The organism is Sorangium sp. So ce131 (genome assembly GCF_051519095.1).
In the GTDB taxonomy this organism is placed as follows: domain Bacteria; phylum Myxococcota_A; class Polyangia; order Polyangiales; family Polyangiaceae; genus Sorangium.
Genome location: NZ_CP150455.1, coordinates 7,924,186 through 7,944,342, shown reverse-complemented (window position 1 = coordinate 7,944,342; position 20,157 = coordinate 7,924,186). Strand labels below are relative to the sequence as shown.

Sequence of the window (20,157 nt, the reverse complement as noted above, 5' to 3'; positions counted from 1 at the left end):
AAGGGCGCCCGGGTGAGGGTGGTGGTGAATCAGCGGCCGCGGGCGTAGAGTGCGCGGCATGAGCGACAAGAGCACCGCCGCCGCTGGCGGCGACGGCGGCTCGCCCCGCGCAGCGAGCGCCGCGCCGGGCGCGAGCGCCGAGCCCGCCTCCTCGGCGGCCCGGGACGCGGCCGTCGTGTTCGGTGACGCGTGGCGCTACGCGCCGGCCCCCGAGGCGCGCGACCACGTGAAGATCGCGCCGCGCTACGACCTCTTCGTCGGCGGCGCGTGGCGCGCCCCGGAGTCCGGCCGCTACCTCGACAGCATCAACCCCTCCACCGAGGAGAAGCTGTGCGAGTTCGCCGAGGCGGGCGAGCGCGACGTCGATCTCGCCGTGCAGGCGGCCCGCGTCGCTTACGAGAAGTACTGGTCGCGCCTGCGCCCGCTCGACCGCGGCAAGTACGTCTACCGCATCGCCCGCGCGCTCCAGGAGAAGGCGCGCGAGCTCGCGATCGTGGAGTCGCTCGACGGCGGCAAGCCCATCAAGGAGTCCCGCGACGTCGACGTCCCGCTCGCGATCGCGCACTTCTTCTACTACGCGGGCTGGGCCGACAAGCTCGCCCACGCCTTCCCGGGCCGCGACCCGCGCCCGCTCGGCGTCGCCGGCCAGGTGATCCCGTGGAACTTCCCGCTCCTCATGGCGGCGTGGAAGCTCGCCCCGGCGCTCGCCGCCGGCAACACGTGCGTCCTCAAGCCCGCCGAGACGACGCCGCTCACCGCGCTCCTGCTCGCGAAGATCGTCGAGGAGGCCGACCTCCCGCCCGGCGTCGTCAACGTCGTCACGGGCGCCGGCGCGACGGGCGCCGCGGTCGTCGGCCACCCCGGCGTCGACAAGGTCGCGTTCACCGGATCGACCGAGGTCGGCAAGCGCATCCAGCGCGCGCTCGCCGGCACCGGCAAGAAGCTCACCCTCGAGCTCGGCGGCAAGGCCGCGAACATCGTCTTCGAGGACGCGCCGCTCGACCAGGCCGTCGAGGGGATCATCGGCGGCATCTTCTTCAACCAGGGCCACGTCTGCTGCGCGGGCTCGCGCCTCCTCGTCGAGGAGAGCGCGCACGACGCGCTCCTCCACAAGCTGCGCGAGCGCATGGCGACGCTGCGGGTCGGCGACCCGCTCGACAAGAACACCGACGTCGGCGCCATCAACTCGCGGGCGCAGCTCGAGAAGATCCAGGAGCTCGTGGCCGCGGGCGAGCGCGAGGGCGCCGCGCGCTTCTCGGCGAGCTGCGCGCTCCCGCAGCGCGGCTACTGGTTCGCGCCGACGCTCTTCACGGGCGTCGCGCAGTCGCACCGCATCGCGCGCGAGGAGATCTTCGGCCCGGTGCTCTCCGTGCTCACCTTCCGCACGCCCGAGGAGGCGATCGAGAAGGCGAACAACACGATGTACGGCCTCTCGGCCGGCGTCTGGACCGGCAAGGGATCGAAGAGCTTCTGGGTCGCGCAGCGCCTCCGCGCGGGCGTCGTCTGGGCGAACACCTTCAACAAGTTCGACCCGAGCTCGCCGTTCGGCGGCTACAAGGAGAGCGGCTTCGGCCGCGAGGGCGGCCGCCAGGGGCTGCTCGCCTACCTCGAGGTGGACTGATGGCGCTCGGCAACCAGGACGGCAAAGGCCGCGAGGGCGGCGCTCGCGAGGGCGGCGCGCCGGACGGCGCCGGCGGCGACGCGCTCGACGACGCGGGCGCGCGCGTCGGCGTGCGCAAGGCGTACAAGATGTTCGTCGGGGGCGCGTTCGTGCGCTCCGAGTCCGGGAGGTACACGCAGGTGCGCGATCAGGGCGGCGCTCTCGCGGTCGAGAACATCCCGCGCGCGTCGCGCAAGGACGCGCGCGACGCCGTGTCCGCCGCGTCCGGCGCGTTCGGCGGCTGGTCGTCGCGCTCCGCCTACAACCGCGGGCAGATCCTCTACCGCCTCGCCGAGATGCTCGAGGCGCGGCGCGCCGAGCTCGCCGGCTCCCTCGAGCGCGGCGGCCTCGACGCCGCCGCCGCGCAGCGCGAGGCGCTCGCCGCGATCGATCGCGCGGTCGCCTACGCGGGCTGGGCCGACAAGTACCAGAGCCTCTTCTCCAGCCTGAACCCGGTGTCCGGCCCGCACTTCACGTTCACGGTGCCCGAGCCGATGGGGGTCGTCGTCATCGCGGCGCCGCCGCGCCCGGCGCTGCTCGGGCTCGCGAGCTCCCTCTTGCCGGTGATCACGGCCGGCAACACCTGCGTCGTCCTCGCGAGCGAGGTGGATCCGCGCACCGCCCTCGTCTTCAGCGAGGCGCTCGCCACGAGCGATCTGCCGGGCGGCGTCGTCAACGTCCTCACCGGGCAGCTCGCCGAGGTGCTGCCGCACCTCGCGGCGCACATGGAGGTCGCCGCGCTCGATCTGCACGCCGTGGACCCCGCGCTGCAGAAGCGCCTCGAGGAGGCGGCCGCCGGCAGCGTCAAGCGGGTGCGCGCCCGCGCGCTCGGCGAGGCGGCGTGGTTCGACGACGCGTCGGCGACGTCCCCCCGCTGGATCGAGCGGTTCGTCGAGATGAAGACGATCTGGCACCCGGCGGGGCCGTAGCCCCGGGCGAGCGCGGCGCTCAGCCGCCGCCGAGCACCATCCCCGTCTGCAGCGTCCGCCCGGCGACGAGCTCCGCCGCCGCGAGCGGCTTCCGCCCCTCGGCCTGCGCGCGCAGGATCTGGATCGCGCCCGTGCCGCAGGCGACGATCACGATGTCGCGGCCGGCCATCACCACGGTGCCGGGCGGCGCCTCTCCGCGGCTGGCCTCGCTCTCGACGCGCGTGGCCAGGACCTTCAGCGCCTTGCCCTGGATCGTCGTGAACGCGCCCGGCCACGAGGTCATCCCCCGGATGTGATCGTGCACCTCCCGGGCGCTCCGATCCCACCGGATCCGCCCGTCTTCCTTCTTCAGGAGCGGCGCGTGGGTGGCCGCCGCGTGGTCCTGCGGCGCGGCCTCGATCGCGCCGTCCACCGCCCGGCCGAGATCCTCGCGCACGACGCGCGCCGCGAGCGCCCCGAGCGCGACGGCGAGCTCGTCGGCCGTCATGTCGGGGCCGATCGGCGTCCGGTGCACCGCGTACACCGGCCCCGTGTCCATGCCCTCGTCCATCTGCATCAGCGAGATGCCCGTCTCGGCCTCGCCCCCGACGATCGCCCACGTGATCGGCGCCGCGCCGCGGTAGCGCGGCAGGATCGACGCGTGCAGGTTCATGCAGCCGCGCCGGGGCGCGTCGAGCACCGCCCTGGGCAGGATCCGGCCGTAGGCGATCACCAGCGCGACGTCGGCCTCCGCGCCCTTCACCCACGCGGCGAACTCGGCCGTGCGCACCTTCTCGGGTTGCACCACCGGCAGGCCGAGCTCCATCGCCTTGAGCTTGACCGGCGGCGCCTTCAGCTCGAGCCCGCGCCCGGCGGGCCGGTCGGGCTGGCAGACGACGCCGACGACGTCCGCGATCGACGCGAGCGCCTCCAGCGAGGGGACGGCGATGGCGGGGGTTCCGAAGAAGAGCGCGCGCACGCCCTAGCTCTAGCAGGAGCGGCGCCGCGCCACGCGGCCTTCTTCGACGCGCGTCGGCCCCGCTTCAGGGCCGCGCGCCGCGGTCGTCCGGCCCTGCGCTGCGCGGCGCGGCGCCGCGCGGATCGGCGCAGCAGCGGAACCCGGTCTCGTAGAACGCGAACCGCGGCTCGTGCGCGTCGTTGGTCCCGCGGCAGCCCGTCCACGGCTTCGCCCAGAAGCCGCCCATGAGCGCGCCCGGCCACCTCCGGCCGCGGCGCGAGGCGACCCACTCCTCGACGTTCCCCATCATGTCGAAGATGCCGAACGCCGAGACGCACCCGGGGTGCGAGCCGCTCGGGGCACCTTGCCAGAGCCGCTCCACCTCGCGCCGCGCCACCTCGCCCGAGGCGCCGAGCTTCCGCTCGTCGACCTGCCGCCACGCCTTGCCGCTGTTGCAGATCGCCTTGTCGACGCGCCAGCCGTAGACGAGCGGGCGCCGCTCCGGGCCCTCGCACGCGAGCTCCCACTCCTGCTCGGCGCACACCCGCTTGCCGCGCGCCGCGCACCACGCGCTCGCCATCTCGAACGACTGCATCACGAGCGGCTTCGCCCCGCGCTGGTTCGGCGCCTCGAACTGGTCCATACACACCGAGATCTCGGTCGCCGCGCCCTCCTCGGCGGTGATGCCCTCCCAGTAGGCGAAGCAGCGCGTCGCGCTGCCGCTCTGGACCGCCTCGACGCACACATGCTGCACCTCGTCATGGTGTGTGCCGGTGACGAGCCGCATGTCCGGCGGACACATCGGGCTCGGCCCGGGATCGAGCGCGGGCGCCGCTGGCAGCGTGAGCATCGCGAGCGCGAGCGCGCCGAGGCCGAGCAGGGGATCGATCATCGTTCAGCGGGCATCGTTCAGCGAGGGCTCCGGCGATCGCCTCGCGCCGCCGGCCCTCCGGCGCGGCGCCCGGCGGCGCCTCCGTCTCGGCTTGACGAGCGAGCGCTGCAGCGCGCGTTGCGAGAGGGCGAGCGGGGAAGCCAGCGCCGAGCGTACCCTCGTCCAAAAAAATGACCAGGGCTGTGGCACGCCGCATGCGACGTGTCTATGGTGGTTTTCCGTGGGCCTGCTGGCAAAATTCTCGCCAGCAGGCGCCAAGGTCGCACAATTCTCATCCGTCGAGATCCAAGCCAAGATGACCGGGGCGCGCGCGTCGAGCGCGCGGCCCGGCCGCAGGCTCATGAAGGGGTTTACCTCCCCCGGTCGGGTGCCTAGAGGAGATCGCCATGTCCGAGAAAAAGAACCCGCCGATGCCGCCGCGCTCCGAGGAAGAGGTCGTCTTCGGCGACGAGCTGCCGGTTCTGCCGATCCGCAACGCGGTCCTGTTCCCGGGCGCCGTCGCGCCCTTCGATGTCGGCCGCGAGAAGTCCGTCGCGCTGGTCGAGGATGTCGACAACCTCCCCGGCCCGGTCATCGCGATCTTCGCCCAGCGCGATCCGTCGACCGACGATCCCGGGGCTGAAGATCTCTACCCCATGGGCTGCGCCGCGCGCGTGCTGAAGGCGCTGAAGCACAGCTCCGGCAACTACTCGCTGATCCTGCAGGGCCTCACCCGGATCCGGCTCGACAGCGTCACGGCGCACACGCCGTACCTGCGCGCCAAGATCCGCCGCATGGACGAGCCGGCGACGGAGGACGTCGAGGCCGAGGCGCTCGCGATGAGCCTGCGCGACATCGCGAAGCAGGTCATCCAGCTGATGCCCGAGCTCCCGCGCGAGGCGGGCTCGCTCATCGACTCGATCCAGGCGCCCGGCGCGCTCGCCGACCTCGTGGCGGCGAACCTGGACGCGCCGGTCGAGGAGAAGGCGCAGCTCATCGAGACGATCGACGTGAAGGAGCGCATCCGCAAGGTGCTCCGGCTGCTCACGCGGCAGCTCGAGATCCTGAAGATGCGCGAGCGCATCAACTCCCAGATCAAGGAGGAGATGGGCAAGAACCAGCGCGAGTACGTCCTGCGCCAGCAGCTCAAGGCCATCAAGGAGGAGCTCGGCGAGGACGACGGCGATCAGGGCGATCTCGACGGGCTCGAGGACCGCATCGCGAAGGCCAACCTGCCCACCGAGGCGGAGACCGTCGCGAAGAAGCAGCTGAAGCGGCTGCGCACGATGCAGGTCGGGTCGGCCGAGTACACCGTGGTGCGCACGTACCTCGACTGGATCCTCGACGTGCCGTGGACGCAGTCGACGCAGGACAACCTCGACATCGGGAGCGTCCGCAAGGTGCTCGACGAGGATCACTACGGCCTGGAGAAGGTCAAGAAGCGCATCCTCGAGTACCTCGCCGTGCGCAAGCTGAAGCAGGACAAGAAGGGCCCGATCCTCTGCCTGCTCGGCCCGCCCGGCGTCGGCAAGACCTCGCTCGGCCGGAGCATCGCGCGCGCCCTCGGCCGCAAGTTCCACCGCGTCTCGCTCGGCGGCGTGCACGACGAGGCGGCGATCCGCGGCCACCGGCGCACCTACGTCGGCGCGCTCCCGGGCCAGATCATCCAGGGCATGAAGAAGTCGGGGACGATCAACCCGGTCTTCATGATGGATGAGGTGGACAAGATCGGGCACGACTTCCGCGGCGATCCCTCGGCGGCGCTGCTCGAGGTGCTCGACCCGGAGCAGAACAACACGTTCGCGGATCACTACCTGGAGATCCCGTACGACCTGTCGCACGTGATGTTCGTCGCGACCGCGAACGTGGCCGATCCGATCCCGCCGCCCCTCCGCGACCGCATGGAGATCCTGGAGATCCCCGGCTATACGCGGAAGGAGAAGCTCGCGATCGCGCGGCAGCACCTCCTGCCGAAGCAGCTGTCGGAGCACGGGCTCACGACCGAGCAGCTCGAGGTGACCGACAAGGCGCTGGAGGAGATCATCGATCACTACACGCGCGAGGCCGGCGTCCGCTCGCTCGAGCGGCAGATCGCGGGCGTCATCCGCGGCGTGGCCGTGAAGGTGGCCGAGGGCGACACGCAGAAGCGGCGCGTCGACAACGAGGACGACCTGCACGAGTTCCTCGGCCCGGCGAAGTACACGAGCGAGGTCGCGGAGCGCACCGCCGAGAGCGGCGTCGCGACGGGCCTCGCGTGGACGAGCGTCGGCGGCGAGATCCTCTTCATCGAGGCGACGCGGATGTACGGCACGGGCAAGCTCCAGCTGACTGGCCAGCTGGGCGACGTGATGAAGGAGTCGGCGCAGGCGGCGCTGTCCTTCGTGCGCAGCAACGCGGCGAGGTACGGCATCGCGAAGGACTTCCTCGAGAAGAGCGACCTGCACATCCACATCCCCGCCGGCGCGATGCCGAAGGACGGGCCGAGCGCGGGCGTCACGATGTTCACGGCGCTCGTCTCGCTCCTCACCGGCATCAAGGTCCGCCACGACGTCGCGATGACGGGCGAGATCACGCTGCGCGGCCGCGTGCTCCCGATCGGCGGCCTGAAGGAGAAGGTGCTGGCGGCGCACCGCGCCGGCATCAAGCGCATCATCGTCCCCGAGCGCAACCGGGCGGATCTCGAGGAGGTCCCGAAGGAGGTCGTGGACGAGCTGCAGTTCTTCTTCGTCAGCCGGATGGAGCAGGTCCTCGAGGCCGCGCTCGAGCACATGCCCGAGCCCACGGCCGTCACGGAGGAGTCCAAGGACGGCGAGAAGAAGGACCTGGAGAAGTCGGAGAAGAGCTCGATCGCCAGCAACTGAGCTCGGCTGATCGACGATCGATCGGCCTGCCGGGGCGCCGCGCGGCGATGACGCGCGGCGCCTTTTCTTTGTTCATCGGATCGCGCGGCGCCGGCCGCTTCGATGCGCTCGACGTCTCCGTCTCTCCGGGCCGCGCTGCTCCGTCGCGCCGCGCCTTCAGGCGCGCTGCTCCGTCGCGCCGCGCCTGCAGGCGCGCTGCTTCGTCGCGCCGCTTCTGAGGCCGCGCCGCGCGCGTCGGGGCCGAGCATGCGCGCGTGTGCGGGCGGCCTTTCGTCTCGACGGAAGTCAAGCGAATCGGTAGCCTCGACAGCGCATGAGGCCGTGTCCGAACTGCGCGTGGATGCTCAAGGAGACTGACAACGCTTGCTCGATGTGCGGCACGAGCGTGGCCGGCGCGTCTCCTGGGGCCTCCGCGCCGATCGCGCCGCCGCCGGTGCAGGCCGGGGGCGACGCGTATGCCCCGCCGGGCCCGCCGGGGTACGGGCAGCCGGGCGCGGGTGGCTACGGGGGCGCGGCGCCGCCGCCGGTGGTGTCCCCGGGCTACGCCGGGATGGGAGGCGGGCAGGGCGCTTATCCACCGCCGCCTCAGGCGGTCGGCATGGGCGGCGGCGCGTTCTCGTCCGGCGGTGGGGAGGCTGGTTTTCCGGTGTCTCCCTGGGCGCGCGCGGCCCCCTCGGGCGGGCTCTCGTCGCAGCCGTCGTCCCCTCCGATGAACACGCCCGGGGTCGCGCCGGTTCCGCCGCCCATCGCGTCGCCGATCGGCGGCCTGGGGGGCGGCGCGATGGGGCAGCAGCCGATGCAGCAGGGCGGCCCGGTGTTCGGCGCGCCGCCGCAGCGGGTCGCGCCTCCGCCGATGGTGGTGCCGTCGGCGACGCCGGGGATGGTGGCCCCGCCGCCGCTGGTGCAGGGCGGGATGGGCGCGGTCGCGCCGCCGCCGCTGGTGCAGGGCGGGGTCCCCGCGGTCGTGCCGACGTCGATGCCCGGGATGGTGGCGCCGCCGCCGCTGGTGCAGGGTGGGGGCGCGGTGGCGCCGCCGCCGCTGGTGCAGGGCAGGCCGGCCTCGGTCGCGCCGCAGGCCGTGCATGGCGCGGTCCCGGGCGTCGTGCAGCCGATCACGGCGCAGCCGTCGCGGGTCCTCGTGGGCTTCCTCGTGACGTTCCAGAACGACCCTGGAGGCAGCTTCTGGCCGATGTACAGCGGCCGCATGCAGGTGGGGCGCGCCGGGGCGGACCCGGCCACGGAGATCGGGCTCGCCGACGCGAGCGCGTCCTCGCGCCACGCCTCGCTCCACGCCGATCCGACGACGGGCCAGGTCTTCATCGAGGACGACGGCTCGCGCAACGGCACGTTCGTCAACGAGCAGCGCCTCGCGCAGGGCGAGCGCCGCCAGCTGCGCGACAACGACCGGCTGCGGCTCGGGAGCACGACGTTCGTGGTGAAGGTGCTGGTGGCGTAGGCGGGAAGGCCGCCTCGAGGCGGCGGGAGGCTACTCTCCGCCAGCGCCGCCGCTGCCGCCAGCGCCGTTACCGCCGCTGCCGCCACCGCCCGCGTTACCCTCCGCCGCGCCTGTGCACTTGCGGAATCCGTCCGTGTCCGGCTCACAGGGCAGCCCATCGCAGTCCGCTTCCGAAGCGCAAGACTTTCCCGCCCCGCACCGCTTCGCGCAGAGCGTGCCGCCGCAGTCGACGTCTGTCTCCAGGCCGTCCTTCTCGCCGTCGAAGCAAAGCGGCGTGGGAGCAGGGATACGGCAGTTGAAGTATTCGACCACGACAGCGTCCTTCGTGACCGACTTCTTCTCCCCGCTCGCCACCGTCGCGCCGCTCTGAGGGTAATGGATGCTGAGCTTGACGAACCCGTCGTACGCCTCCGTCTCCGTGGGGGCGGCGTCCGGCGGAGGCTGGTTGCCCGCGCTCGCCTCGAGCACGGCGCGAGGCAGCAGCTGGTCTTGCCCTTCGTCCGCGCACTCTTGGATGTCGACCCGGTTGAAGTGGTGCGATGTCCCGTCTGCGCAGCTCACGTCGAGGGTGCTCCTGCCCTCCGGGGTCGTCAGCGTGATCGTCCTGCCGATCGTGCCGGTGCCGTCCGCGCCCGCATCCGGGCACTCCGCTGCGCCGGCGTCCACATCGGCGGTGCACGGCACCTGGACCGTCACCGAGTAGCTATATTCTCCAGAGAACGTGACCGCGCCGCACTCCGCCGCTAGACCGTCGAGGCGCTTGAACGAGACGCTTGTCGGTGGGAACGCCGCGATGTCGAGGGGCGGATCGAAGACGATCTGCCCGACATCGAGGAAGCAGACGTCGAGCGTCTCCCGGCTCGCGAAGATGCCGCTCGGTGAGCTCTCGGCGTCCGACGTCCAGCACTGCTCCGAGGTCTCGTCGCGGAACTGGTGATAGCAGCTGTTCGCGTCGTCGAGGAACGCGCAGATGTTCTCGAACTCCTCGCCGCAGCCGGGCACGGTGACGGCTGCGGCCGCGGCGAGGATCGGTGCGACGGCGGCGGCGAACAAGACGTAACGGCGCATGGGCGCAGTCTACGCGCTCTTGCCGCGCGGGGGCCAGCTTCGCAGAGGTCGGCCGGCGGCGCGGCGACGGCGCGCGCCTCCTCCGCCGGCCGCGCGGCTCGGGTCACAGCTCGGCGTACGGACCCGGGACCACGTACGCGTCGTCGTTGCCCGCGTACGTGAACACCCCCCAGCAGACGAGCTTGTACTTGATCGCGAACGCCATCGCCTCCCTCAGGCTCGCCTTCGGCGCGAGCACGGCGAGGTTCGAGCGCCGGACGCCCCACCAGCCCGGCCCGTGCTGCAGCAGGGCGTCGTGGAGGTCCTGCGTGGCGTGCTGGGAGCTGTCCAGCACCGCGAGGCGCAGCCGGACGAAGGACTTGTCGCTCGCGGGGAAGTCGAACCAGTACAGGTTCGACCGCGCCAGCTTCGGGGTGATGCCGCTGGCGCCCTGGGCCTCCAGGAAGCGGCTGAGATCCTCCGGGGAGAGCTTCTCGGTGACCGTGTGCGTGTCGATCCCCTTGCACGCCTCCGGGCTGATCTTGAACGCCCCCAGCGTGATCGACGGGTCCGGGCCGTTCTCGGGCGTGACGACCTGTCGATCGATGTCCGGCAGATCGTCCGGGTACTCCACCCCGGCGTCGATGCCGCTGCACGCCGCGCCTCCCAGCGCAAGCGTGAACGCCGCCGCGAGCGCGGGGCGTCGGGGCGCGCGGCGGCTCGACGCCGGACGCGCGCGGTGGGGGCTCGGCCTGCTGGGCGGGCACGGCGCGCCGGGCGCCGGTGCTCCGGCAGGCGCGCCCTTGCGACTCGGATTGCTTTCGTTCGACATGGCTCTCTCGCGGCACGTGGGGCACCGCCCCGATCGGCGGGCGCAGCGCTGCCCGGGCCGGGCAATCATTCAATGGCGGACGCCTCGGAGGCAAACTCCTCTGCGAACATTTGGCTGGCGCGCCCCCGCTGGCCTAGAGTTCGCCGTGATGAGGCTCCTCGGAAGGCCGACGCTCGCCCACGCCCCCGCCCACCGCGCCCGGCGCCCGCTCGCAGCGGCGATGGGGCGCGCCGGCGCGTCACGCGCCGCCGCCACCGCTGCGCTGGCGCTCGCGCTGCTCGCCGGCTGCGGCGGATCGCCCACCGCCCCCAGGCAGGACGAGGTCTTCTACCTCCACGGCGCGAGCGGGATGCTCAGCAAGGACAAGGCGAGCTTCGAGGTGTACTTCCCGCCGCTCGACGCCCCGGCGACGGACCGGGTGCCTCGCCGGATCGGCGTCGGCCTCATGGACGGCGACGTCCGCATGAGCCGCCCGATCGACTGGAACGTCGGCGGCGCCGACAACACGCCGGAGCACCGCTTCATCACGTACCAGTCGCCGCGGCAGTTCCTGTTCTCGATCTACGAGCGCATCGACAGCCCCGAGGACCCGTGGCCCGACGTGCTCAAGCGCTACGAGGCGGATCTCGAGGAGCAGGGCGCGCACATCCTCTCCGGCCGCGCGCCCGTCGCCACCGCGAACACGCAGGGGCGCAGCTACCTCGTGAAGGCGAAGATCCCCTCGAAGCCCGTGTCCGAGGCGTTCGCGCACGAGATCCTCGTCCGGAGCCCTCGCCGCGTCCTGCTCGTGCAGATCGTGCACAACGAGAACGTGGACGCGAGCGCCGACGAGATCGCCGCCGCGCTGCAGAGCCTCACCGTCTACTGACGACCGGGCGCGACGACCGGGCGCGACGACCGGGCGCGACGACCGGGCGCGACGACCGGGCGCGACGACCGGGCGCGCCGCGCCTCGCGGCCGCGCCGCGCGCCCTCACATCGGCGGGGGCTCGCCCCGATCCTCGTCGTCCGCGTCGGCGCTGCCGGCGAGGTGCTTCTCGTCGAGCGGGATCGTGATCACGAGCCGCTCCGCCGCCGAGCCGCCGATCCACGCGGTGCGCTTCAGCGTCGCGGCGCGCGGCGACCCGAGCTGGAACCGGGGCGCCTGCTCCGTGTCCACGTGGATCTCGAGCATCACGTCGTGGATCCCCGGCGTGAAGGTCTCGATGATGCCGCGCACGAGCTCCTGGCGCCGTCCCCCGGGCAGGAACGAGAGGTACTCGTCGTAGCCGACCGGGCCGAGCACGACCTTGTAGCGCCCCGAGCCGTCGAACACGTAGCGCCCCAGCGTCAGGCTCTCGCCGAGCTGGTGGTTCATCACGCCGAGCTTGTTCCTGAACGGCTTCTCGATCAGCGTCCAGTGGCCGACGAACTGCTCGATCCGCACGCCGATGCCCCCGAGCATCTCGCCCAGCACCGTCTCGAGGTTGCGCGCCGAGCGCGACTTCGAGGCGAGGATGGGCGCGTAGCGGAGGAAGAAGAAGCGATCGAGCGGCGTCTCGTGGTCGCGGAACCCGTCGAGGCCGACCGCGCAGAACATCCTGCGCGAGAAGGCGTCGGTGCCCTGCTTGCGGTAGGTGACGGGCAGCCGGTACTTCGTCCACGCCCGGTAGAGGAGCGACAGGAGCCGGTGGTGGAGCACGTCGAGCAGATCGCGGATGGGCTGCGGGCCGCCCTGGTAGTCCGACAGCGCGATCTGCTCGACGAAGTACGCGGGCAGCGGCGACACCGAGCCGTACAGGCCGAGGAACGTGGCCGAGACGCGCGCCCGCTGCACCGCGTCCGGGTACTTGGTCAGCGCGAGCTCGCTCACGTCGCTCGACGCGAAGATGAGCGACGGATCGCCGCGCAGCCGGATGCGCTCGTCCTGCACCGGCCCGAGCTGGCCCACGGGCGGCGCGGCGGGGAAGAGCCGCTCGAGCAGGTAGATGAGGCGGTAGTACGAGAAGCGCGGCGCGGACTCCTCGAAGCGCCGGAGCGTCTCCAGCACGGCGGGGTCGGCGCTCGCCGCGCCTCTCGGCGCCGGCGCCCTCAGATCAAGGTCAGGCTGCCGCTCTTCGGCTCCCATTTGTGCACCACGCGTGTGTTCGTGCCGGTGACCGTCAGCTGCGTGAACGAGTTGAGCGAGACGTAGGACCCGAGCATCTCGTTGAGGATGCTCGCGAACAGGTACATCTCCCCCTCGCCGACGAACCCGCCCTCGTCGATCTCGACGTCGACCGCCACGCCGCGCACGGGCGCGCCCCGGTACAGCCGATCGGTCGGCCGCACCCGGATCGACTTGATCGCGGCGAGGCGGAGCTGGTTCGCGCGGGCGGCCTGGCGATCGACGATCGCCTGGAAGTTGTAGAGGTCGACGGTCGCCCGGAGCACCTCGAGCTCGGTGATCGAGCGGTAGCTCATGGCCATGTGGGCGAGCACGCGCCACTGCAGCTCGCGCCCCATCGGCGGCGGCAGGGGCGCCGTGACGCCGGTGAGGTTGGTGAAGCTCGCCACCGCGGGCGAGGTCGCCGTCGGCACCCGGAGGTCGCCCAGCTTGAGCTGCGCCGGGAGGCGGCGGTTCGTGCTCGTCGCCTCGATGCTGATCACGTCGAACTCGGGGAGCGCCCCCGCGTCCTGCGGCGAGCCGAACGACAGGTACATGTCGATCCCGTCGCCGATCGCGGCCGGCCGGAGGTGCGTCTGGTAGAAGATCGTGCGCGCGGCGGCCTCGGGATCGAGCTCGTGCTGGAAGCTGAAGAAGGAGGGGATCTCGACGCGCTGGCTCGTGCGCCGGGCGATCCCGACGACCTTGTCGATGCTGTGGATCTCGAAGGCCGCGGGCGCCGCGCCCGCCGGGCGGCACAGGTACTCGTGCTTCGTCGCCTCGGGCTTGATCGGGTCGCTCGTGTGCTCGAACAGGTTCACGACCGGCGAGCAGAACAGCCGGAGGTTGTCCCTGCCGACCCGGGTGCCCGGCGGCAGCCCGTCCCTGAACTGGAGCAGGATCGCGAACCGATCGGAGACCCGGTCCGCGGTGAGCGCCTGGAGGCCCGTGACCTCGAAGAACGCGAACTTCTGCGGGAGCGTGAAGAACTCCTGCAAGAGCCGGAACCCGGGGTAGACCGTCTTCGGGTACGGGATCAGCGCCTCCTCGTCGGAGAAGCCGGTGAGCCGCACGGCGCGCGCCGGGAGCGACGCGATCGTCGTGTCGCGCCCCGCGGCGTCCACCGCGGCCAGCGCGACCGTGTCGACGTGCGCGCCGACCCAGAGGCGGAGGTCGTCCTGCAGCCGCCGCTCGCCGTGGATGTAGAAGCGGAGCGACGAGAGCGACAGGCCCGCCAGCGCGGCGCCCCCGGTCAGGCGGAGCTCGATGCGCAGCGTCTGCGCGAGCTGCGCGCCCGTGTCGACGCGCACGTCCTCCACCGTGAGCGGCACGAGCTCGACGTCCTGCGTCGTCCGGAAGCGGCACGACACGCCGTCGACCGGCACCGACCCCACCTCCGCGTGACGGGCGACGACGAGCTTCTCGCGGACCACGTTGGGCAGCGGCGTGAACTCGATGATCGACGTCGCCGGGATCTGGCGGAGGTAGTGCGGGAAGAGGAGCGACGCGACCGAGTGGATCACCTCCGGGAGCTCGTCGTCGAGCTTCTGGCGGATCTTGCCCGTCAGGAAGGCGACGCCCTCGAGCAGCCGCTCGACGTCGGGATCGCCGCCGCGCTCCGCGAGCATGGGCGCGATCCCGGGGTAGGCGGCGGCGAACTCCCGCCCCAGATCCCGCAGGTAGCTGAGCTCGTCCTGGTAGTATTTGTTGAACATCCTCTGGTCACCGCCAGTCGACCGCCGAGGCCGAAGCGTGTCAACCGCCGTGAGCTCGGCCGCCGGACAGAAGCTACGTCATCCGGACGTTGCCGCTCTGGTCCACCACGGCGCCGAGCCGGAGCGCCTGGCGCCGGCCGTCAGGGAACTGGACCTGCGCGGTGATCTCGAACTCCAGGACCATCGACTGCATCGCCGCGTCGCTGCGCATGTGCCGGACCTGCACGTTCTTCAGCCGCGGCTCATAGGTCTGGATGCAGTTCTTGAGCGAGCGCTGCACCAGGCCGATCGCCTCGGGGAACTCGTGCAGCACCTCGGAGACCTCCATGAGGCCGTAGTCCGGGCAGGTCAGCGAGCTGCCCTGCCGGGTGTTCAGCATGTGCCCGAGGTGCGCCAGGATGGCCGACTCGAGGTCGTGATCCCGGTTGGTGTGCCGCTCCGTCGAGTGCGGGTCGGCCGCGTGCAGGATGCGGGCAAGGAGCGAAGCGCCGGCCACGGCGCAAGCGTAGATCAGGTCGCGCCCCGAGAGGAAGCCCGCCCGTTCAGCGCGGCGTGAGCCAGTCGTCCTCCGCCGAGACGCCCCCGTCGTGCCAGGTCCAGACGACCTTCTGGTAGGTGAACGCGACCTCCTCCTGCTCGGGCACGCGCGCCTGCGCCGGGTTCTTCACGTTGAGCATGTGGAACTGGATGCTCGAGATGGTCGCGTTGACGAGCTGGACCGTGAAGACCGGCCTCTCGACGCCGAGCGCGATCGACCGGTAGAACTGGAGCTCCCAGCGAGGGATGTTCTCGTTGTGGACCAGGATGTTGAGGAGGAACGGGGTGGACCGATCGAGGTGCTTCGTGACGACGAAGGGCTTGTGCATCCGCTTGCCCGTCGGGCGCCCGGTCACCGGGTCGCGCGGCCCGATCAGCGAGTGGGATACCCCGGTGACCAGGATGCTGCCTTCTCGCCCCTTCTGGGTGACAGAACCCCTGACCTCCCCCTGTCGCTCGCCGACGATTCTGAGGTAGGCGTTCAGGGTCATGCCAAACTTCTGGTCCTGCTGCGCGTAGCGGCCATCTCTAGATCACGAGCGACCCACCCTACGCTCTGCCTGACGAACTGCTGAGCGGCCCGATCCGTCGGTCGAGCTCGCTCGGAATACTGCAGTATTCCTTGCTCGCTCTCCCTAGGCTCGGGCCGCTCGCGACGTTCGTCAGACAGAGCCTAGCCGGTCCGACCCAGAACAACAAACGCAACCGGGCGACCCGAAGGCCGCCCGGAGCGATGAAGCCAGAGGCGTTAGAAGCCGCTGATCACGTGACCGGCGTCTCCCAGTCGTCCTCCGCCGTGATGCCGCCGTCGGTCCACGTCCAGATGATCTTCTGGTACGTGAAGGAGACCCTCTCGGTCTCCTGCTGCTGCGTGGCCAAGCCGCCCGCGGCCACATCCGCATTCTTGCGGGTGTGATCCATGATGAAATCGATGCTCGCGATCGTCGCGTTGACGAGCTTGATCGTGTAGTGGTTCTTCTCGGCGCCGACGCCCGTCTGGGCGCTGATGGCCGTGGTGATGAACTGGAGCTCCCACTCCGAGATGGTCTCGTTGGTGACCAGGGCCTGGAGGAGGAGGGGGGTCGACTTGTCGAGCTCCTTCGTGATGGTGAGAGGCTTGTGCTGGCGCTTCCCGCTGGGCATCCCGGTCGCCGGGTCGCGCGGGCTCACGATGGTGTGGTTCACCGCGACGACGCCGATCTTGTCCTTGCGGCCCGCCTGGGTGACCGATCCCTTGATCTCACCCTGCTTCAGGCCCTTCAGCTTCAGATATGCCTGCATTGCCATGGTCACATACCTCTTCCGTCAAGGACTCACCGCCTGGGCTCAGTCTACGCCCCATTGCGCGCTGGCAGAAGGTCCGCCCTCTCAGGGAGTACAGGTCTGGAATCATAGAGCCAGGGCTGACACCCTGTCTCTATCCCTGATTTCCCAGGGAGTCCCGAGGGTAACTCCCTATGGCGGAGCGTCAAGACTTTTGTATCCCAGATCGGCGTGTGCCGTCGGCTTTCGTTCTGTTCTTGATGAAGTCGCAACATTCCGCCGCTCGCCGTGGAGCGCATGAGTGTAGAGGTGTGCCGAGGCGCCGCTGGCGCCGTCGAGATGCCGGGGCCGCGGCGATGCAGCGGTTCTTCAGCGCTTGCACCACGGCGCGCGCCGGTTCTCCGGTCGACCATCTCGACCGGAGTGGCCGGCCAGGAGGTGGCCGGCCAGGAGGTGGCCGGCCAACGACGGTGGCCGGCCAGGGGGTTCGGTCGCGAACTCGCCTCGGCGAGGCCTTGCATGATACGAAGGTCGCGTGAGCATCGTTCGCTTCGTCTCCGTCGTCGGTCTGGGGCTCGCCGCCGCCCTCGCGGGCTGCGGTGCGTACCCCGAGCAGCCGCACGGCGAGCTGCAGACACGCAAGCAGAACCCGATTCCGGTCTGCACGACCCAGCTCCCGCCCGCGCGCCGCGCGGCAGGCAACAAGGCGGCCGTCCGGACCCTCGACCCAGACCAGTGGCTGGCGGTCATCGTCCCCACCTACAGCGAGGAGCGCGGGATCGGGCCGACCGACGTCGACTGCACCGGCCACTACGTGTTCGCCAACGAGACGCTGCGCGGCGGCATCTCCAAATCCGGGTGGCCGCGCAAGATCGATCCCGACGAGGTCGAGATCCGATCGGGGCCGGAGGGGCTCCGCACCGTCTGGCTGCGCGTGCTCACGTTCGAGAACGGCGACGAGGGCGGTCTGGTCGCGCTGGTGCGCGCCGCCGGCGACCGCGCGGACGTCTTCGGCGTCGGCAGCTTCCGCGCGCCCGCGAAGGGGACCAAGCTGCAGCCGGTGCGGATCGGCAACGACAACCTCGTCGTGGCCGAGACGAAGACCTGCCCCGACCCCGACGACTGCCGGCAGCGGGCCCACTTCTACCTCGCGCGGCGAGGGCGGCTGATCGAGGCGGCCTCGGTCGATCTGGAGCGGACCGCGATCATCCCGTCCGTCACCGAGCGGGGGCTCTACGCCCGCTACATGCTGCGGACCGACGTCTCCTACAAGCCGAACGGCATTCAGCTGCTGGAGCAGGTGCGGGTGAAGATCGTGAAGTACGAGGACGGCAACCGCGACAGCGACCGCGAGCTGCGCCGCGTGGAGTTCCAGCGGTTCCTCCGGGTCGAGCGGGATACGCTCTTCTCGTCGAATGATCCGCTCTGGGAGCGCGTCGTCGGACAGGACTAGAACTGCAGCGGCGGGCAGGGGGCAGGAGAGGGAGCGCGGGGGGGCGGGCGGGGGCCCGCCGAACTCGCAGGACGCGCGCCTCGCCCGCGCGGAGCGCGGACGAGACGCGCGTGGATCTGCTCGGACATCGGCCCGTCCCCGCCCGCCCCCCCCGCGCTCCCTCTCCTGCCCCCTGCCCGCTCCACCAAGGGAAGGAAAGGGGGCGGTCCCGCTCGGGTGACGTTGATCCGTCTGTAGCTGGGAATGAGGGCTGTCCGCCGGCGAGGAAGACGCCCGCCGGCGAGGAGGAAGACGCTCGCCGGCAAGGGAGGAACACCCGCCCGAAGGGCGGCGGCTACCAGCAGAAGAGCGCGTTGCCGTAACCGCAGTTGGGGCGCTGCAGGAACGCGTAGGCGGTGCCGATGGCGAGGCCGCTCAGGAAGCCGGTGGCTCCGCCGATCGCGATCTGGCCCGCGGTCTCGTGCTCTTTCTTGCCGCTGGGGGCGACGCCGCGGGCGATCGAGGTGACGACCGACGCGGTGAGGGGGAGGGCCACATTGCCGATGAAACCGCCGGCATTGAAGCGGCCATCGGAGTAACGGAACGTGTCCACGAGGAAGATGCCCGTGCCGGCGCCCGTCGCGCCCCACGACGCGAAGGCGTGCGTCGACGGGCCGCCGAAGGACTCGCAGCCCGAGTCCGCCAGGGCCGTCTTCGTCTCCTCGACGCTGCAACCAGGGCGGGTCGACTCGATCGCGCTCTTGATCGGAAGGTCCACGAGCAGCGTCAGCGCCGTCATCGTCATGGCGGGCGCCAGGACCGAGAAATGCCAGCGGCCCTTCCAGCCGACCGTGGACTCCGGATCGCTGTAATAGACGCGCGGCATCAGGAAGACGACCGAGGTTCCCAGCACGAGGCTCACGTCCGAGACCGTGGCCCAGTTCTCATCGCGCTCGACCTTCGTCACCTGCGCGGCCGCCTCGCGCGGGGCGAGGAGGCACGCGGCGACGGCCAGACAACCTGCTGCTACGACTTTCTCCCTGATTCGCATGAACGGCGCCTCGCGTTTGGCTGCGCCTCCAGCGAAGACCGGCGTGCCCAAGGCGCGGCTCGCCGCGCAGAGGCCCCGCCGTCGAGGGGCGCTACCGTTTGATCGGATTGCCAGAGACGGGGAAGCGGATGTTCCGGTTTCCCGGCTCGCCGGACGACCCGTAGTCCTCCGCGGCGCTCGCAGCGTACGCCCGGGAGAACTGCTCGCCAAATATTTCCCGAAACGTCTCCTTGTCCTCGCCCGAGTAGTCGCCGTGGCGGCGCTCGTAGAGCCTCCACAGCTCCTCGTACTTGCTGGAAAACAGGCCGCCCCGCTTGCCCTCGCGCTCCAGCTTCTCCTCGAGCGTCTTCGGCGCGAGCTTCACCAGGAGCGACCTCACGCCCCCCATCACGCCGTTCAGGAGCGCGATCTGGTGGCTCATCACGTCGACGAAGATCTCGTGGAGCTGGCGCGCGGCGTCCGGACCCCCGACCGGCGTCAGCAGGACCGTGCCGAGCTCCTTCGCGTCCTTCGCGGTCGCGACCTTGTCGGTCTCCGCGGAACGATCGCGCGCCAGCACCTCGGCCTCGAACTCCTGGTAGCCGTCGCGCAGGCTCACGAAGCACTTCAGGAAGACCTCCATCGTGTCGCGGAGCCGCCGCGCGAAGTTGACGATGCCGGCCACGTCGTCCGGGGGCTTCGTCCCGGGCGAGAGGGCGCCCGCCAGCTCGGAGAGCGCCGCGAACGCGGCGTTCGACGGCGCCAGCTCGCCGAGCGTGCGGTAGTCGACGCCGTAGTACTGCGCGATCTTCTGGAAGTCCTTCTCGACGAGCACCGCGGGGTGCTCCTCGCCCAGCCGGCGCAGGTAGCTCTGGCGCGCGTCGGGCGGGAGGCGCGCGAGGTGATCCCAGATCATCCGGTAGACCGCGGCCCAGGCGGTCCGGTACGCCTCCAGGTACGGGACCACCTGCCGCAGGTACGGGTCCTCGCCGGCAGGCGCGGCGCGCTTCTGCGGCTGCAGCATCGCGGAGAGGTTCTCCCCGCCCGTGCCGAGCAGCGTGCCGTCGTTCGGGGGCTCCGACTTCAGCGGCGCCTCGATGATCGCGAGCCGTATCTGGATCGGGCCGATCGTGATCTCCGGCTGGCCGCTCACGTCGACCGACGTGTCGCGCGCCAGCCGGTGCCCGGCGAACATCGTCCCGTTCGTGGAGCCGAGGTCGCGGACGAGGATCCGACGATCGCGGATGTCCACCGCCGCGTGGAACTGGGAGATGTACGGCCGGTCGATGTGGAGATCGTTCAGCTGGTTCCTGCCGATCCGGACAGGGAAGCGCTCGAACGAAGCTTCGAAGCTTTGGTTGGCCTGGGTGTCGGACACGCGGGCCGAGAGCGCCGCCGGCATGCCGTGCAGACTAGCAGACCCTCTTCGCCGCACGGGAGGGCCTGACGCCCACCCGCACCG

17 protein-coding genes are annotated in these 20,157 nt (G+C 71.1%); 6 read left to right on the top strand and 11 right to left on the bottom strand.

Going from position 1 to position 20,157, the window contains the following annotated elements; genetic code table 11:
* Positions 1-58 precede the first annotated feature (58 nt).
* Complete coding sequence (locus WMF43_RS28945; RefSeq protein WP_437669471.1) at positions 59-1,621, top strand: aldehyde dehydrogenase family protein; 1,563 nt, start codon at positions 59-61, stop codon at positions 1,619-1,621.
* Positions 1,621-2,589, top strand: coding sequence for an aldehyde dehydrogenase family protein (locus WMF43_RS28940; RefSeq protein ID WP_437669469.1), 969 nt, complete (start codon positions 1,621-1,623; stop codon positions 2,587-2,589). Before WMF43_RS28945 ends, WMF43_RS28940 begins: the two co-directional genes overlap by 1 nt.
* Before the next feature lie 19 nt (positions 2,590-2,608).
* On the opposite strand, the gene fmt is transcribed toward WMF43_RS28940, so the two are convergent.
* Both fmt and WMF43_RS28930 read right to left on the bottom strand, forming a co-directional pair.
* A complete protein-coding gene (gene fmt, locus WMF43_RS28935) occupies positions 2,609-3,547 on the bottom strand; it encodes a methionyl-tRNA formyltransferase (RefSeq protein WP_437669468.1) in 939 nt (312 codons plus the stop codon).
* 64 nt (positions 3,548-3,611) lie between these two features.
* Positions 3,612-4,418, bottom strand: coding sequence for a formylglycine-generating enzyme family protein (locus tag WMF43_RS28930; protein WP_437669466.1), 807 nt, complete (start codon positions 4,416-4,418; stop codon positions 3,612-3,614).
* 386 nt (positions 4,419-4,804) lie between these two features.
* On the opposite strand from WMF43_RS28930, the gene lon reads away from it, so the two are divergent.
* Positions 4,805-7,258 carry an endopeptidase La gene (lon, locus tag WMF43_RS28925; protein ID WP_437669464.1) on the top strand — a complete coding sequence of 818 codons (2,454 nt, stop codon included), beginning with the start codon at positions 4,805-4,807 and terminating at the stop codon, positions 7,256-7,258.
* Between the two features lie 340 nt (positions 7,259-7,598).
* Positions 7,599-8,714, top strand: a complete 1,116-nt coding sequence (locus WMF43_RS28920) for an FHA domain-containing protein (protein WP_437669462.1) — start codon at positions 7,599-7,601, stop codon at positions 8,712-8,714.
* Between the two features lie 30 nt (positions 8,715-8,744).
* Here the strand turns inward: WMF43_RS28920 and WMF43_RS28915 are convergent, their stop codons facing one another.
* Both WMF43_RS28915 and WMF43_RS28910 read right to left on the bottom strand, forming a co-directional pair.
* On the bottom strand, positions 8,745-9,782 hold the full coding sequence (locus WMF43_RS28915) for a hypothetical protein (RefSeq protein WP_437669460.1): 1,038 nt from the start codon (positions 9,780-9,782) through the stop codon (positions 8,745-8,747).
* A 103-nt stretch (positions 9,783-9,885) separates the two neighbouring features.
* Positions 9,886-10,593, bottom strand: coding sequence for a hypothetical protein (locus WMF43_RS28910; protein ID WP_437669458.1), 708 nt, complete (start codon positions 10,591-10,593; stop codon positions 9,886-9,888).
* A 148-nt stretch (positions 10,594-10,741) separates the two neighbouring features.
* Here WMF43_RS28910 and WMF43_RS28905 point away from each other — a divergent pair, with 148 nt between their 5' ends.
* Positions 10,742-11,461: a hypothetical protein gene (locus WMF43_RS28905; protein WP_437669456.1), complete on the top strand. Its 720-nt coding sequence runs from the start codon at positions 10,742-10,744 to the stop codon at positions 11,459-11,461.
* A 105-nt stretch (positions 11,462-11,566) separates the two neighbouring features.
* Here WMF43_RS28905 and tssG read toward each other — a convergent pair whose 3' ends face one another.
* The 5 genes from tssG to tssD (WMF43_RS28880) form a co-directional block, all read right to left on the bottom strand.
* On the bottom strand, positions 11,567-12,700 hold the full coding sequence (gene tssG, locus WMF43_RS28900; protein WP_437669454.1) for a type VI secretion system baseplate subunit TssG: 1,134 nt from the start codon (positions 12,698-12,700) through the stop codon (positions 11,567-11,569).
* Positions 12,664-14,433, bottom strand: a complete 1,770-nt coding sequence (tssF, locus tag WMF43_RS28895) for a type VI secretion system baseplate subunit TssF (RefSeq protein WP_437669452.1) — start codon at positions 14,431-14,433, stop codon at positions 12,664-12,666. Before tssF ends, tssG begins: the two co-directional genes overlap by 37 nt.
* A gap of 73 nt (positions 14,434-14,506) precedes the next feature.
* Positions 14,507-14,929, bottom strand: coding sequence for a type VI secretion system baseplate subunit TssE (tssE, locus tag WMF43_RS28890; RefSeq protein ID WP_437669450.1), 423 nt, complete (start codon positions 14,927-14,929; stop codon positions 14,507-14,509).
* A 46-nt stretch (positions 14,930-14,975) separates the two neighbouring features.
* The gene (gene tssD, locus WMF43_RS28885; RefSeq protein WP_437669448.1) at positions 14,976-15,461 is read right to left on the bottom strand and encodes a type VI secretion system tube protein TssD; all 486 of its coding nucleotides are present in this window, start codon (positions 15,459-15,461) and stop codon (positions 14,976-14,978) included.
* Between the two features lie 271 nt (positions 15,462-15,732).
* Positions 15,733-16,257, bottom strand: coding sequence for a type VI secretion system tube protein TssD (gene tssD, locus WMF43_RS28880; RefSeq protein ID WP_437669446.1), 525 nt, complete (start codon positions 16,255-16,257; stop codon positions 15,733-15,735).
* A 511-nt stretch (positions 16,258-16,768) separates the two neighbouring features.
* On the opposite strand from tssD (WMF43_RS28880), the gene WMF43_RS28875 reads away from it, so the two are divergent.
* The gene (locus tag WMF43_RS28875; RefSeq protein WP_437669444.1) at positions 16,769-17,686 is read left to right on the top strand and encodes a hypothetical protein; all 918 of its coding nucleotides are present in this window, start codon (positions 16,769-16,771) and stop codon (positions 17,684-17,686) included.
* Between the two features lie 334 nt (positions 17,687-18,020).
* Here WMF43_RS28875 and WMF43_RS28870 read toward each other — a convergent pair whose 3' ends face one another.
* Entirely contained in the window at positions 18,021-18,716 is a 696-nt protein-coding gene (locus tag WMF43_RS28870) for a hypothetical protein (RefSeq protein ID WP_437669442.1), read from the bottom strand.
* A 91-nt stretch (positions 18,717-18,807) separates the two neighbouring features.
* Entirely contained in the window at positions 18,808-20,097 is a 1,290-nt protein-coding gene (locus WMF43_RS28865) for a type VI secretion system-associated FHA domain protein (protein ID WP_437669440.1), read from the bottom strand.
* Positions 20,098-20,157 lie beyond the last annotated feature (60 nt).